This window comes from Massilia oculi (assembly GCF_003143515.1).
GTDB lineage: Bacteria > Pseudomonadota > Gammaproteobacteria > Burkholderiales > Burkholderiaceae_D > Telluria > Telluria oculi.
Genome location: NZ_CP029343.1, coordinates 3,244,154 through 3,258,344 on the forward strand (window position 1 = coordinate 3,244,154; position 14,191 = coordinate 3,258,344).

At 65.8% G+C, this 14,191-nt stretch carries 14 protein-coding genes and 1 pseudogene; 5 read left to right on the forward strand and 10 right to left on the reverse strand.

The features are described 5' to 3' along the window. Positions 1-23 precede the first annotated feature (23 nt). Positions 24-947 (reverse strand): hypothetical protein, encoded by a 924-nt coding sequence (locus tag DIR46_RS14810; RefSeq protein WP_109345917.1) that lies wholly within the window; start codon positions 945-947, stop codon positions 24-26. Positions 948-1,090: 143 nt separating this feature from the next. On the opposite strand from DIR46_RS14810, the gene folE reads away from it, so the two are divergent. From folE to DIR46_RS14825, 3 genes and pseudogenes are all read left to right on the forward strand, one after another. Beyond that, positions 1,091-1,657, forward strand: coding sequence for a GTP cyclohydrolase I FolE (gene folE, locus DIR46_RS14815; RefSeq protein ID WP_109345918.1), 567 nt, complete (start codon positions 1,091-1,093; stop codon positions 1,655-1,657). Positions 1,658-1,738: 81 nt separating this feature from the next. Further along, a pseudogene (locus tag DIR46_RS14820) lies at positions 1,739-2,014 on the forward strand (transposase); the annotation flags it as partial. Between the two features lie 168 nt (positions 2,015-2,182). Further along, entirely contained in the window at positions 2,183-2,791 is a 609-nt protein-coding gene (locus DIR46_RS14825; RefSeq protein ID WP_109345920.1) for a phosphatase PAP2 family protein, read from the forward strand. Positions 2,792-2,808: 17 nt separating this feature from the next. Here DIR46_RS14825 and DIR46_RS14830 read toward each other — a convergent pair whose 3' ends face one another. Further along, positions 2,809-3,228: a hypothetical protein gene (locus DIR46_RS14830; protein WP_229446264.1), complete on the reverse strand. Its 420-nt coding sequence runs from the start codon at positions 3,226-3,228 to the stop codon at positions 2,809-2,811. A 142-nt stretch (positions 3,229-3,370) separates the two neighbouring features. Here DIR46_RS14830 and DIR46_RS27280 point away from each other — a divergent pair, with 142 nt between their 5' ends. After that, positions 3,371-3,496 carry an RtcB family protein gene (locus DIR46_RS27280; RefSeq protein ID WP_162819520.1) on the forward strand — a complete coding sequence of 42 codons (126 nt, stop codon included), beginning with the start codon at positions 3,371-3,373 and terminating at the stop codon, positions 3,494-3,496. Between the two features lie 16 nt (positions 3,497-3,512). Here DIR46_RS27280 and DIR46_RS14835 read toward each other — a convergent pair whose 3' ends face one another. After that, on the reverse strand, positions 3,513-4,148 hold the full coding sequence (locus tag DIR46_RS14835; RefSeq protein ID WP_109345922.1) for an HAD hydrolase-like protein: 636 nt from the start codon (positions 4,146-4,148) through the stop codon (positions 3,513-3,515). 122 nt (positions 4,149-4,270) lie between these two features. On the opposite strand from DIR46_RS14835, the gene DIR46_RS14840 reads away from it, so the two are divergent. Then, positions 4,271-6,838 (forward strand): chemotaxis protein CheW, encoded by a 2,568-nt coding sequence (locus DIR46_RS14840; RefSeq protein WP_109345923.1) that lies wholly within the window; start codon positions 4,271-4,273, stop codon positions 6,836-6,838. Here the strand turns inward: DIR46_RS14840 and DIR46_RS14845 are convergent. The 7 genes from DIR46_RS14845 to DIR46_RS14875 form a co-directional block, all read right to left on the reverse strand. After that, on the reverse strand, positions 6,835-7,758 hold the full coding sequence (locus DIR46_RS14845; RefSeq protein ID WP_109345924.1) for an AraC family transcriptional regulator: 924 nt from the start codon (positions 7,756-7,758) through the stop codon (positions 6,835-6,837). The two genes, DIR46_RS14840 and DIR46_RS14845, sit on opposite strands and share 4 nt — an antisense overlap. A gap of 96 nt (positions 7,759-7,854) precedes the next feature. Then, a complete protein-coding gene (locus tag DIR46_RS14850; RefSeq protein ID WP_109345925.1) occupies positions 7,855-8,589 on the reverse strand; it encodes an SDR family oxidoreductase in 735 nt (244 codons plus the stop codon). A gap of 88 nt (positions 8,590-8,677) precedes the next feature. Beyond that, the gene (locus DIR46_RS14855; protein WP_162819521.1) at positions 8,678-9,172 is read right to left on the reverse strand and encodes a hypothetical protein; all 495 of its coding nucleotides are present in this window, start codon (positions 9,170-9,172) and stop codon (positions 8,678-8,680) included. Next, positions 9,169-10,023 (reverse strand): prepilin-type N-terminal cleavage/methylation domain-containing protein, encoded by an 855-nt coding sequence (locus DIR46_RS14860; protein ID WP_109345927.1) that lies wholly within the window; start codon positions 10,021-10,023, stop codon positions 9,169-9,171. The genes DIR46_RS14855 and DIR46_RS14860 overlap by 4 nt, the downstream gene beginning before the upstream one ends. Next, entirely contained in the window at positions 10,020-10,469 is a 450-nt protein-coding gene (locus tag DIR46_RS14865) for a prepilin-type N-terminal cleavage/methylation domain-containing protein (protein WP_162819522.1), read from the reverse strand. The genes DIR46_RS14860 and DIR46_RS14865 overlap by 4 nt, the downstream gene beginning before the upstream one ends. Then, entirely contained in the window at positions 10,459-10,941 is a 483-nt protein-coding gene (locus tag DIR46_RS14870; protein WP_109345929.1) for a type II secretion system protein, read from the reverse strand. Before DIR46_RS14870 ends, DIR46_RS14865 begins: the two co-directional genes overlap by 11 nt. Next, the gene (locus DIR46_RS14875; RefSeq protein WP_109345930.1) at positions 10,941-14,087 is read right to left on the reverse strand and encodes a DUF6701 domain-containing protein; all 3,147 of its coding nucleotides are present in this window, start codon (positions 14,085-14,087) and stop codon (positions 10,941-10,943) included. Before DIR46_RS14875 ends, DIR46_RS14870 begins: the two co-directional genes overlap by 1 nt. Positions 14,088-14,191: the final 104 nt, after the last annotated feature.

A 14,191-nucleotide genomic window follows, 5' to 3' on the forward strand; every position in this document is an offset into this window, starting at 1 on the left:
GGGGCACATCCAGGGCAGCGCGCTCAGGACTGGACCGGCGCCACCACCACGGTCACGCCATCCGGCGCGCGGGCGGTGGCCGGCGCCCGCGTGGGCGCCATGGCCTGTTCGACATTGAGCGGAGCCGGCTTGGCGCCGGTGCTGCGCAGGTTGATCGCGCGCTGCAGGATGTCGAACCAGAACGGCGCGCCGAACAGGGTGGTGCTGGCGGTGACCAGCCAGCCCGAGGCCTGCAGCGCGAAGTCGGCATCGAGCACCGGCGGAAAGGTATGCCAGCCGATCGGCAGCACCCACAGCTGGGCCATCAAGTCGGCGTCCAGCCCGTCGGGCAAGGCGGTGATGTGGGCCGCCATGGCGGGATGCTGCCACAGGGTCTGGAACAGGTGGATGCTGTCGATGTTGAACAGGATCGTCAGCAGCAGCGAGACCAGGAACGAGATCAAGAGCTGGCGCCGCTTGTACACGCCGGACAGGCGTTCCATGCTGGTTTCGAACCAGCCGGCAAGGGTCGCCTGGAAACGCTGCAGGTCGCCGCCCGCCTGCAGGTACAGGGTCTGCAGGGTGCGCCGCAGCTGGGGATCGGGGAAGGCGGCAATGTCTGCTTCGAGCGATCCCTGGCTGCCGCGGATGGCGTCGATCAGCGCGATCGCGAAGTTTGCCGGTTCGATGTAGGATGGATTTGGCGCAGACCGGAGCCTGGCGGGCAGGCGTGCGCCGGGATCGAGCCCGCCGGCGCGCGGGTTGACCAGCGGATGCGCGTACAGCACCCGCGCCGTGGCCTCGAAGCGGGGATCGTTCAGCATGCGCTTGACGGCGTCCTGCAGCATGCCGGCGCGCAGATGGAAGCTTGCTGCCAGTGCCTCCTGCAAAGTGGTGACGACCAGCGCCAGGGTGCCGTAGCAAAATGCCAGGCCGATGGCGACTTCCAGAACCGTGCTGCCGAACATAGCGCTCTCCCAGGCTGGAACCACGCTCAACGCTAAGCGATCTGTGTCGTATCGGATTTAATTTTCCTCAAGAATAGGGCGGCCGCCAGCCGGCGACAGTGCTTCCCTATATACTTGCGGCAATCGTTTTTTTAAGGTGCACCATGTCTGACAAAGAAGCTTTCACCGAACACGACTGGCGTCGTCTCCTGACCAGCCTGGGCGAAAATCCGGAACGTCCGGGTCTGGTCGAAACGCCGGCGCGCGTCGCGAAAGCCTGGAAACACTGGACCTCGGGCTACGACCAGGATCCGGTGGAAGTGCTCAAGGCGTTCGAGGATGGCGCCGAGGAATACAATGAACTGATCGTGGTGCGCGGCATCCCGGTCTACAGCCACTGCGAACACCACCTGGCGCCGTTTTTCGGCAAGGCCACCGTCGGCTACCTGCCGAACGGGAAGATCGTGGGCCTGTCGAAGCTGACCCGCCTGGTCGATATCTTTTCCAAGCGGCTGCAGGTGCAGGAACGCATGACGATGCAGATCGCCAATGCGCTGATGGAAGTGCTGGAGCCGAAGGCCGTCGGCGTCGTCGTCAAGTGCCGCCATATGTGCATGGAAAGCCGCGGCATCCGCGCCATCGGCGAAGAAACCATCACCTCGACCCTGCTGGGCGAGCTGCAACCGAACTTGGCGCTGCGCACCGAGTTCCTCGCACTGGCGCGCGACTGAGATCCCGGGGATAGGTTACCTTGTAAATACAACGGGAACCTGTTCCACATCAGGACCTCCAAGTTGTTTTGGAGGTCAGTTATGGATCGTCCAGCCTATCCCAGCGATATTCCCCGCGAGCAGTTCGAGGCGATACGCGCCATGCTCGAGGCAGCCCGGCGCAAGACGCGGCCGCGCAAGCATGATCTGTATGATGTGTTCTGCGCCGTGCTGTACTTTTTGCACACCGGCTCCACCTGGCGTGCAATGCCGGCCGGCTATCCGCCCTGGCGCACCGTGCACGAATATTTCACCCAGTGGACCATGCAGCGCGAGAACGGTCAGTCGCTGCTCGAAAGTGTGTTGGAGAAAGCGGGAAGGCAGGCCGAACTCGCCCAGCTACGCTCCTTGCTGCACAAACGCTAGGCACCGCGTCAAGGCTGTCACCTTTTTGTCACATTCTGTTGCACTTTGCCAAAGGTGCGCTGGAATGCATGGGCTAAGCTATGGAAAAAGTTATCAATTTTTCATCAATAGCCCCGCGCAATGATCGAGCACGTCAACCTCATCCTGTTTTCCGTCCTGAATGCCCACGCTGATCTGACTGGTTGGCAATTGCTGGGGGCGATGTTTGCGGCCGAATGGCTGATTTTCCTGGTGCCGTTTTCCCTGGTGCTGCTGTGGGCCAGCGGAACGGGTCCGCGGCGCGAGGTGGCGCTGCGCGCCTTCCTGGCGGCGGCCTGTGCGCTGACCCTGAACGCGATGATCGGTCACCTGTGGTACAGCCCGCGTCCCTTCGTGGCCGAGGTCGGCCATACCTTCCTGCTGCATGCACCCGACAGCTCCTTCCCCAGCGACCACGCGACCAGCATCTTCTCGGTGGCGCTGGTGCTGGCCTTCAGCCGCGTGCCGCTGGCGCGCAGCCTGGGACTGTTGATGCTGCCGCTGTCGCTGATCGTGGCCTGGTCGCGCGTCTACCTCGGCGTGCATTGGCCGAAAGACATGATCGGGGCGCTGCTGGTGTCGGGCGGCTTCGCGCTGCTGGCCTATACGCCGCTGGCCCAGGCCGCCTGCGCGCGGGCACTGCCGGCGCTCGAGCTGGTCTATCACCGGCTGCTGGCGCTGCCGATCGGGCGCGGCTGGCTGCGGCCCTGAATTGTCTGGCCAGTTGATTACTCGTCGCCTGAGGCTTCCGGCTTTTCGAAAGTCAGCTTGTTGTCGTCGCCGAGTTCGAAGATTCCCAGCGGCAGGCCGGTGATGGCGTCGGCGTCCGGCGCTTCCTGGCCGGTGCAGTCCGTGGTGTCGATCTGCCAGGCCTGGTCGTCGGCGCGCAAGGTATACACGTTGTTGCCGTTGCCGAACAACTCGACCTGCAAACCCGACAGCCATACCGAACCCAGCTCGAGCTGGCGCTGGCATTCCGGCAGGCGCGACATGATCACGCGCAGCGTTCCTTCCTTGGTCCAGAAATTTTCTTTTTCGACCCTGACCGTGATCGCGTGATCGGTATTGGGATCGATGGAATAGGTGGCCGTCTCGATGAAGCAGCCGGTCAGCAGCAGCGGAGCCAGGAGGATGAGGGGAAGGCGCATCGGCAGTGTCATTGTTCATTCATGCAACAGTGTAGTGTGCCGAGTATAGCAATAGCGATAAGGGCCGGGCCAATTCAGGCGGGGAGCGTGGATTGTCGTTTTGCGCCATCATGCGCCGGTACGGACCACCTTCGCCCCGCGGATGAACGTCCATATCGAACAGGAGCGCTCCACGCGTGGCTGCGATGCTGCAGGCGCGATCGATGAAATCCCGATGGCCTGCAAGGACATCGATGCGGTCGAGCGCAACGCCGACTTCGACAGCTGAAGCGGGCCGAGGGACGCTATCGCCGCGCCAGCGACAGCAGGTCGGCCGGCGCGCCGAACTCGCGCTCAGGCGCCACCCGGCGCAGCGTCTCGATCGGCGCATAGCCCCAGCTGACCGCACCGAAGGCGATGCCGGCGCGGCGCGCGGCGTCGGCGTCCGTGGTCTGGTCGCCCACGTACAGCGCCTGCGCGGGCGGCGTGCTCGCCTGTCGCACCACCTTGCGGATGCGCGCGGCCTTGCCGAAGATCGACATGCCGCACTCGTACTGCCGCATCAGGGCGGCCAGCTCGGGGCCGAGCACGGCGCGCACGTTTTCCTCGGCATTCGAGGACACCATCGCCAGCCGCACGCCGGCGCGGTCGAGCGCGTGCAGGGTCGGGCCGATGCCGTCGAACAGCGGAATGCGGCCCGAACCGGTGACGGCGCGCATGCGGTCGATGAAGGAGCGCGAGGCGAACGGCAGCTTCCAGGCCGGCATGCCGACGTGGCGCATGACGTCGCGCGGACCGCAGTGGCGCAGCCGCTCGGCCTGCTCGGCGTCGATCTGCCGGAAACCATGCTGGTCGGCGATATCGTTGAAGACGCTCAAAAAGAAGGGCCAGGAATCGGCCAGCGTGCCGTCGAAGTCGAAGATCGCCAGGCGGTAGCTCATGCGGGGAGCCGGGAAAAAATGGTCATGGCGCGATTATAGGAGAGGGTGGCCATGGGACGACGCCATCGAAACTGAATGGCATGCGTCTTGCTTAACGGGAAGTAATATTATCTCTTCCTCTCATGAACCAAGAACCCGATACCGGTCTGGTGGAGAACTTCCTGCCCTACATGCAGGATGTCGTGAAGCGCCAGGCGGCGCTGCATGAGCTACACCAGACATGGCGCCTGATCGAGGCGTCCGCGAAGATGAATTGCCCGCTCGAGGCGCGCCTGCTGTTGCCGGCCGTGCTGGCCACGCGCACCGGCCTGGTGCAGCTGGAGCGCGACCTGGTCGCCAATATGGTGTCCGAAAAGGTGCGCCAGGTGACGCGTGAGGCCGCCACGCGGGCCCAGTACGCGCTCGACCTGCTGGTGCGTAACCTGTTCGAACGCACGGCCGACGTGGGTTTCCTGGCGGCCGACCTCGACCTGTGCCGCTTCCTGGCGCGCCTGGCCGCCGGGGACGCGCCGGACCGCGAGGCAGCGCGCCGGCGCCTGGTGGCTTATCGCGACAAGTACACCGTGTACGACGACATCGTGCTGCTGGCGCCGGAAGGCGCGGTGCTGGTGCGGGCCGATGCCGGCGCCACGCTGGAGCGGAGCAGCGACCCCCTCGTAGCCGCCACCCTGGCGGCATCGGGCTATGTCGAGACCTTCCGCGCCAGCGACCTGCGTCCCGGTGCGCCGCATGCGCTGCTGTACTCTCAGGCCATGCGCGATCCCGACAGCGGCGCCATCCTCGGCGTGCTGTGCCTGAGTTTTTCTTTCGAACACGAGCTGGACGCGATCTTCAAGGCCTATGGCGGCGCCGACCGGCGCGCCAATATGGTGCTGCTCGATGCCGACGACCGCGTCGTCAAGAGCCTCGATCCGCTGTGGATCGCGCCCGGCGTGCGGGTGCCGGTCAATCTCGACGGCGACTTGGCGCCACGCCTGTTCGCCGGCCGCGAATACCTGGTCGCCACCGGCATCTCGCAGGGCTACCAGGGCTATCCCGGCCCGCCCGGCTGGAAGGCGCAAGTGATGGTGCCGCTCGAGCTGGCCTTCCGCGGCGCGCATCCGGACGCGGCGGCGCAGCTGGCGCCGCGCATGCTGCAGGGACTGCTGTCGCACGCCCACACCTTCAGCCCGGCGCTGCACGCGCTGATGTCGTCGGTGCTTGGCGCCACCCAGGCGATCAAGCGCATCGTCTGGAACGGCAAGGTGACCAGCAGCGGCGCCGCTGCAGGTATTCGCAGCGATCGCCTGGATCCGGTGCTCGACCAGATCACCGAAACGGGCGAGCGCAGCGACGCGGCGTTCTCGCAGTCGATCCAGGGCCTGTACCAGACCGTGCTGGCGTCGAGCCTGCAGGAGGCCGACGCCACCGCCCAGCTGCTGGTCGACATGCTGGACCGCAGCCTGTACGAGCGCGCCAACGACTGCCGCTGGTGGGCCCTGGCCGGCCAGCTGCGCCAGGCGCTGGCCGATGGCGACGACCCGCGGCAGGCCGAGACGATCGGCGTGCTGCTGGGCCACATCAACAGCCTGTACACGGTCTACAGCCGCCTGTTCGTGTACGACCGCAGCGGCCGCATCGTGGCCGCCACCGGTTCGCAGGAGGTGGTGGGCAACCGCATCGCCAGCGATACGCTGGGCGCCGTGTGCGGCCTGCGCAGCGAGATGGACCACTACGCCGAGCCGTTCGGCGCATCGGCGCTGTACGAAGGCCGGCCGACCTTCGTCTATCACGCGGCGATCCGCCATCCGGAGCGCGACGCGACGGTGGTGGGCGGCATCGGCATCGTGTTCGACAGCGCGGTAGAACTGCGCAATATGCTGGACAGCGGGGTCGCCGGCCGCGCCGACATGCAGGCTTTCCTGGTCAGCCCCGACGGCCGCGTGCTGTGCGGCACCGACCCGGCCTGGCCGGTCGGAACGCGGCTGGCGCTCGATCGTTCATTGCTGGACGCGGCGGCGCGGCACGGCGCCGCGCGCCGCATCGTGGAACATGCCGGCCATTACTGCGTGGCGGCCTGCGCGCGCGCCGCGGGCTACCGCGAGTTCCGCGCCGACGCCAGCCGCGAGGAGCCGGTGCTGTCGGTGCTGCTGCAATCCTTCGGGCCGGTGCGCGAGGAGGGCGAGCTGGCGGCGCTGGCCGGCGCCGAACACGTGAGGTCGGAGCACGAGCATGGACGCGACTATGCGCTGTTCCAGTTGGCCGGCGCCCTGATGGCGCTGGACGCCGCGGCCGTGATCGAGGCGCTGCCGTTCGCGCGGGTCAAGCGCACGCCGCCGACGGACGGCGCGCGCATCGGCATGCTGGACGTCGAGGCCGACCCTGGGCGGCCTGTGGGCCAAGTAAGGCGACCAGGTTTCGTCTGGGTGTTCGACCTGGCGCGCCTGGTTTCCGGCCGTGCGCGTGCGCCGCGCGCGGACGGGCAGGTGATCCTGGTGCGCCACGGCGCCACCACGGTCGGCCTGCTGGTGGACGACGTGCATTCGGTGCAGCGCTTCGATCCGGCGGCGTCGACCCCGATCGGACTGGCGGGCGACGACGCCGCGCTGGCGGCCAGCCTGATCAAGGCGAACGGCGGCGCGCTGCTGATCCAGGAGCTCAGTGCGCAGCGCATCCTGGAACGGGTCTGCGGTGCGCCGGTGGCTGCCTAGCGCATCGCCTGCAGCAGACTGGTAACGCCGAGCGACTGGCGCAGCCGCATCGCGTCGCGCCCCGGCGACAGGCCGAAGAAGCGCGCGTACTCGCGCGAGAACTGCGAGCTGCTCTCGTAGCCGACCGCATGGCCGGCGCGCGCCGCGTCCTTGGCGCCGGTGAGCATCAGGCGCCGCGCTTCCTGCAGGCGCAGCTGCTTCTGGTATTGCAGGGGGCTCATCGACGTCACCGACTTGAAGTGTTCGTGCAGGGTCGATGAGCTCATGCCCACGTCGCCGGCCAGGCGTTCCACGCTCAGCGGGCGGTTGAAGTTGTCCTTGATCCAGCAGATCGCGCGCGTGACCTGGGCCATGCGGCCTTCGCCGCGCGCGATGTGGCGCACCACGTCGGCGTGTTCGCCGGTGAGCAGGCGATAGTGCAGCTCCTTCAGCAGCAGCGGGGCCAGGACCGGGATGTCCTGCGGCGTCTCCAGCAGGCGCACCAGGCGCCCCGCGACGTCGGCCAGGCCGGGCGTGGTCTCGCTCAGGAACAGGCCGCGCGACGATGCTCCTCCGCGTGCGCGCGGGAGGGGACGCCCCGGCAGTTCGAGGTCGAGCGCGGCCAGCATTTGCGGGTCGAGGTCGACCCGCAGGCACAGATAGGGTTCTTCTGCGCTGGCCTGGGTGACGCAGCCGGTCACCGGCAGGTCGACCGACACCACCAGGAACTTGGCCGGGTCGTAATGAAAATCGCTGCCGGCCAGCGACACCAGCTTGGCTCCCTGGGCGATGATGCAGACCGCCGGCGCATGCACCACGTGCAGCGGTTCGGTGGTGCGGTCGCTACGGAGCAGCCACATGCCCGGCACCTGGCTCCGGTGCATGCCTTCATCGGGCGCATGGCGGGCAATCAGGTCGGCGAGTTCACGGATCGCTTGCATCGTCGGTCTCCTGGTGGTGTGGTGATTCATGCGCCTATTACAACCTATAAATCGAGTGCGATGCTCCGCAAGGATTGCCCAATCCTCCGGAAATGGCTAGACCACGCCGCCGTTGGCGCGCACCACCTGGCCGTTGACCCAGCCGGCGTCAGGGCCGGCCAGGAATGACACGACGCGCGCGATATCCTCGGGCTCGCCCAGGCGCTCCAGCGGCGGCAGCCCGGCGAAATGGGCGATCTGCTCGGGCGTCTTCCCGTCGAAGAACAGCTCGGTCGCCACCGGGCCCGGCGCTACCACGTTGACGCGGATGCGGCGGCCGCGCAGCTCCTTGGCGAAGATCTGGCTCATCGTCTCTACCGCCGCCTTGGTGGCGCCGTAGATCGCATAGCCGGGCGGCTTGAGGCCGACCACGCTGGTGGAGAAGTTGACGATGCTGCCGCCTTCATTCAGGCGGGTGGCCGCTTCGCGCATGGTGTTGAAGCTGCCCTGTACATTGATGGCGAAGGTGCGCGCGAACAGCTCGTCGGAGGTGTCGGCCAGCGGCGCGGTCTTGAGGATGCCGGCATTGTTGACCAGGACGTCGATCTTGCTCAGCTCGCGCTCGGTGGTGTCGAACAGCGCGCGCACTTGATCGGGTTGGGCGACGTCGGCCTGGACCGCGATGGCTGTGTGGCCGGCGGCGCGCAGGGCGGCGACGGTTTTCTCGGCTTCCCCGGTATTGCTGGCGTAGTTGATGGCGATGCGGTAGCCGTCTGCCGCCAGGCGGCGGGCGACGGCGGCGCCGATGCCGCGCGAGGCGCCGGTGACGATGGCAACTTTGGATGGGGTCATGGATGCTCCTCGGGTTGGTTGAGGAGTCCATGATGCGCTGTTATTGGAAAAAGATCATTGGCAGGAAATCGCGATCATTATTCCGTTATCAGTAACAATATTCTGTGACGCCACCGGCCGGTTGGCGCGTGCATACCGTCGCCACCCGGGCGCGTTCCACGTAGTCCGGACGCGCGATGCTGTCTTTGTCGGGACAGTCCACGCTGCTGCCATTGCAGGCGATCGACTCGATCCGGTAGATGCGCTTGGCGGTCGCCGTCGGTACGTCATTGACGAGATGCTGGCCTTCGTGGAAGACCTGGAACGAGCAGTTGACCGTGACCTTGAAACCCGCGTCGTTGACGAAATCGGCGAGATCCGTCTTGCGTCCTGTCGCCGCGCAGCGATTGACGAGATCCTGGTACACCCATTCGATGCCGCCGCGCGCCGCCAGGCCGGCGCGGGCGGCCAGCAGGGCCTGGTTGACGGTCGACTGCTGGGTAGTGGTCAGCCGGAGCAAGGCCACCGCGATCCCGGCAACGACCACTAGCAATATGACCGCCGCGATATAGGCGAAACCGGATTGAACGCGGGAGCGGGTCATGGCACGTTGTCCACGTGGGCGCCTACGGTGAGCGGAACCGATTCGCCCTTGTCGCTCAGGGTAAGCTGCAACTGCACGAAACCGCTTTCCTGGGTTGCGCCCTGGTTGGGCGAATAGATGAAGGTGCACTGCGAGACCTTGTCCGCGACTAGGGCGGCGCTGGCCGGTATGACGGTGCTGCAGTTCTGGGCCTGCAGGCTTGCGTCAGCGAGTCGATACAGCTTGCCGGTACCGCTGCCGTCGGCCAGGCCCGCGCCGTCGCAGCGGTAGGTCACGACCTTTTCGTTGGCGGGCACCACCACGAAGCGCGCCCCGTCATAACCCTGCGGGATGCGTATGGCCGATTTCAGTGTGATGCCGTGAACGCCGGTGCCGGGAGCGGCGGGCGCACCTACCGACTGGACGATGCCGACATTGACTCCGCTGTACACGTCGCCCGTATTCTGGTTGCCGATCACGATCGCATCGTTTTCCACTGGCGCAGCGACGAACGCGGTCAGCACGTCGAACTGACTGGTGGCCTGATGCTCGTCGAGGAAGGCGCCGCTCCCCGCGCCATTGAGCGTGTCGGGGCCGGTGCGATATCGGCCGCCGTCCTTGGTGGGCGCCAGTTCGAGGCAGCTGGAAGACCCGAGCCGCAGGGAATTGGGCACCGCCCTGCGTACCTCGCCAACGATCTTGCGCAGGGCGGTGTCAGCCTGGTTGGTCAGCGCTGCGCGCTGCCCCACCAGCAGATAGCTGCGGATGGCGGGCGCCAGCTGCATGGCGAGTATGCCGCCGATGATGCCGATCAGGACGATGACGACGATCAGCTCGATTAGCGTGAAACCGCGGGCAGGAGCGCGCTTCATGGCTTGGTCCTCCAACCCGTCAGCTGCAGGTTCTGGCCGCTGGCCTGGGTCACCAGCACGCGGATGCGCACGGCGTCGGTGGCGGCAACGTTGGTCAGCGCCGCCGGATCGACGCTGACCTGGACGTTGTAGCGCGCCAGGCCGGCGATTGGATTGCCGCCTACGTCCACAATACCGGTGGTCGCGTATCCGTTGTAGTGACCGACCTCGGTATAGTCGGCGCGGTTGGCCGGCTTGACGGTCTGTTGGCCACCATAGGGCTTGAGCATGACTTCTTCCATCATGGTCTCGGCAATGGCCAGCATCTGCTGGGCGATCAAGGGATCGGCGCTGGCGGCGTTGGCGCGATTGTAGGCCGCGACCAGGCCGGCCAGCGCGGTCCCCACGATCACGATCGCGATGATCAATTCGACCAGGGTCACCCCGGCCATGCGCTTAATTGACAAGGCCGGTCCTCCCGTCGACATGGATGGTGCGCCGGGCGCCGCCGGAATCGCTGATGACGATATTGAAGCCCGCGAGCGGTGCCCCACCGGCGCTGGCGGCGATGCTGCCATCCGGATGGAAGAACAGGGCCGGTTGCGGGTTATTCATGCTGACCTTGCCATCCGTGCTGTCGAAGGTACCGTCCATGGCGCCATCGAGTTGGAGGCTGCAGTCGGACGCGCCGGGAGCCTCGCTGACGCGCAGCTGGATGGTGCGTACCAGGGTCGTCACGCATGCGATGCGGCGCTTGGCGACTGCGCTCTTTTGCGCGGTGCGCAGCGCACTGGCGACCTGGTCGCCGAAGACGACCGCGTTGATGCTGTTGTCTCCCATCAGCCGCGGAATGCCGATCGCCGCCAGCACGCCGACCAGCACCATCACCATGATCAGCTCGACCATCGTGAAGCCATTCTGCAGCTGCGTCGATGGCATCAATTGAACACCTCGCGCACGTGGATGATGCGCCGGCTTTCGGGGGCGAAGATACCGAAGGTGGCGCGGCCCGACGGATCGACGCAGCCCGCGGTCGATTGCAGCCAGGGCAGGCCGGCGCCGGTGGTAGCGGGAACCGGCGTGACCTTCAGGCAGGACTGGTCTTGCGTGGCGCTGGCGCCGAGATTGAATGCGATGTCGATCCAGCCCGCGGCGCTGCCGGTTATCTGCAGGTCGGCCTTGCCGCCGCTGAGCTGCACGTTACCGGGAACGCTGATCTGGGGCTTGACGCCATTGCCGTTGGTGTCGGCGAAGGCGGTTTGCGCGATGGCGCCAGTGGGGACGAGAGAGAAGCCGTCGCGGTCGTTGAGCACCCAGCTCTGGCCGGTCCAGTATTCAGCCGTGACCGGCAGCATGAGGGGGGCGCCGATGCGGCCGAAGCGGCTGGCGATGCGCAGGCGTCCGCTGCGAATCTCCGGACGCGCTTTTTCGGGAGCCAGGCCGGAATATGCCGGGTCGTCCGCCGACTTGATCCCATGGCCGGCCGGCAGGGCGCCGGTGGCGGCCTTATTCTCCACGCGCAGGCGGATCTGCGTGGGGGCGGTACGCGCATTCGTGAACTGGAAGGTCGCCTGGGGCGACTTCGTGGAAGCCGTCGGCTTGGCGACACCCTTGTCGAAGTCGCTGGCGGCGAGCGTGCCAGCCAGGGCGCCGAGGCTGGCGTCGAGCGGCGCGCCGTCGAAGCCGACGGCGCTCAACGAAAACGCGTGATCCGAGCCATACGCAGACGGATAATTGGTGGTCGGCTCGCCCTTCGCGTTCATGGCGGTGATCTTGAGCGGTATGGGCTCGCGCGAATAGTAATAGGTGAGGTCCTTGCCATCCTTGCTCAGGATGCGGGTCGTGTCGTTCAGCTCGACCTGGAAATACATCGGCACGAAGGGACCGACCTTGGGCGTGCAGGGTGCGTTGCTGCCGGTGGCGCTGGTCGTCGTCTCGCCGCTACCAAGGAATTTCTGCAAATCTGCCTGCAGATTGATCCAACCGGCTTCGGGGAAATTGAGCGCGACCTTCGCCTCGCCACCGGTGAACTCGGTGTCGACAGACGACATGACACCGTTGCCTGTGTGACAGCTCATGCTGACCTTGGTCAGGGTCGCATTGGGGGTAGCGGGATAGCCGGCCTTGTTGAAGTTGGGTGTCGTGGCGCCGTTTGCGTTACGTGCGGTGAGCTTCGCCTCGAAGTCCAGGCCAGCGCGCAAGGGGCTCGGCGTGACGATGTCGAAATGGTCCGGTGCGACCGTGAACTTGCCGGCGCCGCTGATCTCATCGGTCTTGGCGCTCAGCGTCACCTGGCCGGCGTCGGTGTAGGTCAGGTCGATCGCCGCTTTGGCGACGTCGTCGAAAGTGGTGTCCCACAGGACCAGCTTATAGGCTGAGCACATCAGTTCAACAGGATTGGCGCGATTCGTTTTCGTGCGGGCGAGCATGACCGGCAGGTCGCCGCTTGTCGGCTCACTATGGCTGCAGGTGTACTGGACCTGCTTGCTGACATTGACGAAGGCCGGTTTGCATTGGGAACCGTCCGACCTGAGCGCCTGCAGTTCGGCCGTCACCCAGTTGCCGGCCTTGTGGTTCGGCACGGTAATCCGGAAACCGACGTCGCCCGTGAAGTTGACGTCGCAGTTGGACGATTTGCTCTTCGTGTTGTAACACTTGAACTGCGTGGCCGCGCCGTCGAGCGTCAGCGACAGCTTGTTGACGCCCTTGCGGGCGCTCGATACCTGGACCGTGCCGGAACCGGTAAAGCTGGCGCTGGCCCCGCCCGGCTGCATGATCACCTTGGTGGAAGTGGCGAGCTTCTGGCTGCAGTTGTCATTGGCGCATGCGCTGACCGTGACGTTCTTGGTGGAGCAGGTAGCGACGTCGTTGCCGTCGTGTTCGATGAGGAAGTGGCTGAACGCGCCCCCTACGGGTTTTGGACTCTCGCAGCGCGGCCCATTGATGGTATTGACCGGATAATCGCTCTGGTTGTCGACGCAGTCGCAATATCCCGGCCGCGTGCCCTTCTTGCAGAAGATTTTCTCGCTCACGCGACCATGCCAGTACAGGGTCGCGAAGTCCACGGCCGCATTGCCGTTGACAATCGCGTCCGAAGCTTCCAGCTTGAGCTGGCCGGTATCGACGTCGCCGTTGATGCGCACGGCGTGGCCCATGGTGAGGTATTTGGCCGCCGTGACATTGCCGGTGACGACGCTGCTGGACGCATACATGTCGATCTCGGGTGAGGTGATGTCGCCGTTGACCGTGCTGCCCGAGGCCAGCGTAAAGCGGCTGGTGGCGACGATATTGCCCTTCAGGGTGACCGGCGAACCGGTGGAGACAATGGTGCCGCTGATCGTGCCATCGATGTTCGCATGCGATCCGATGGTGATCGGCCCTTTCGAGGTCACCGTGCCGACGATGGTCGACGGCGAATTGAGCGTGATCGACGTCGTGCCGCTAATCGGTCCGCGGATCGTCGAATGCGAGCCGACCGTCAGGACGTCGCTGGCCTTCACCGCGCCGGTGATCGTGACCGAAGCGTCGAGATTGATGGAAGTACCGGTGACATCCGAGCCCACGCTGCTGCTGGAGCCGATCGTTACCCGCCCCGCTGAGGTCAGGCTGCCGCCGATCTTGACCGACGAGTCGGCGGTGATGGATGCGCCGGTGACTCCTGCACCGACGCTGCTGCTCGAGCCGATCGACACCGCCCCCGTCGCGTTCAGGCTACCACTGATCTTGACCGACGAACCGGTAGTGACCTGGGTGCCGCTGACCGAGCCGTTGACGATGGCGCTGGTGGCGATCGATACCGCGCCTTTCGACACCATATTGCCGGTGATCTGGAAACCCGCTTCGCCGCCGAGCGTCATGGAGCCGGCCGTCACATTTGCGGTCACGCGGATCGGCCTGGTCAAGGTGAACTCGCCGGCCGCGTCGAACGAACCGCCGGAAATGCTGATTTTTGCCGGGTTGATTCCGTTCAGGTTGATGGAACCGTCACTGGTCATGCGCGCAGTGCCGGACATCGACAAGCCATAGTCCCAGCCCGGACTGACCGTGGATTTGACATGGACGCTGTAGCCGTCGACGATCGCCATTGAATCGTCCCAAGCGGATGACGGCAGGTTGCCGCAGGTGTACGCCTTGCCGTCGAGTTGGCAACCGCGGACTTTGCCGCCATCGAAGGTATATATCTGTCCAG

Bases quoted from the DNA above. Each gene is read 5' to 3' on its own strand.
- DIR46_RS14850 (WP_109345925.1), bottom strand. From the start codon at position 8,589: ATGACCCCATCCAAAGTTGCCATCGTCACCGGCGCCTCGCGCGGCATC.
- DIR46_RS14835 (WP_109345922.1), bottom strand. From the start codon at position 4,148: ATGAGCTACCGCCTGGCGATCTTCGACTTCGACGGCACGCTGGCCGAT.
- DIR46_RS14870 (WP_109345929.1), bottom strand. From the start codon at position 10,941: ATGCCATCGACGCAGCTGCAGAATGGCTTCACGATGGTCGAGCTGATC.
- folE (WP_109345918.1), top strand. From the start codon at position 1,091: ATGTCTGACAAAGAAGCTTTCACCGAACACGACTGGCGTCGTCTCCTG.
- DIR46_RS27280 (WP_162819520.1), top strand. From the start codon at position 3,371: ATGAACGTCCATATCGAACAGGAGCGCTCCACGCGTGGCTGCGATGCT.
- DIR46_RS14875 (WP_109345930.1), bottom strand. From the start codon at position 14,087: ATGGCGATCGTCGACGGCTACAGCGTCCATGTCAAATCCACGGTCAGT.
- DIR46_RS14825 (WP_109345920.1), top strand. From the start codon at position 2,183: ATGATCGAGCACGTCAACCTCATCCTGTTTTCCGTCCTGAATGCCCAC.
- DIR46_RS14855 (WP_162819521.1), bottom strand. From the start codon at position 9,172: ATGACCCGCTCCCGCGTTCAATCCGGTTTCGCCTATATCGCGGCGGTC.
- DIR46_RS14845 (WP_109345924.1), bottom strand. From the start codon at position 7,758: ATGCAAGCGATCCGTGAACTCGCCGACCTGATTGCCCGCCATGCGCCC.
- DIR46_RS14810 (WP_109345917.1), bottom strand. From the start codon at position 947: ATGTTCGGCAGCACGGTTCTGGAAGTCGCCATCGGCCTGGCATTTTGC.
- DIR46_RS14840 (WP_109345923.1), top strand. From the start codon at position 4,271: ATGAACCAAGAACCCGATACCGGTCTGGTGGAGAACTTCCTGCCCTAC.
- DIR46_RS14830 (WP_229446264.1), bottom strand. From the start codon at position 3,228: ATGCGCCTTCCCCTCATCCTCCTGGCTCCGCTGCTGCTGACCGGCTGC.
- DIR46_RS14860 (WP_109345927.1), bottom strand. From the start codon at position 10,023: ATGAAGCGCGCTCCTGCCCGCGGTTTCACGCTAATCGAGCTGATCGTC.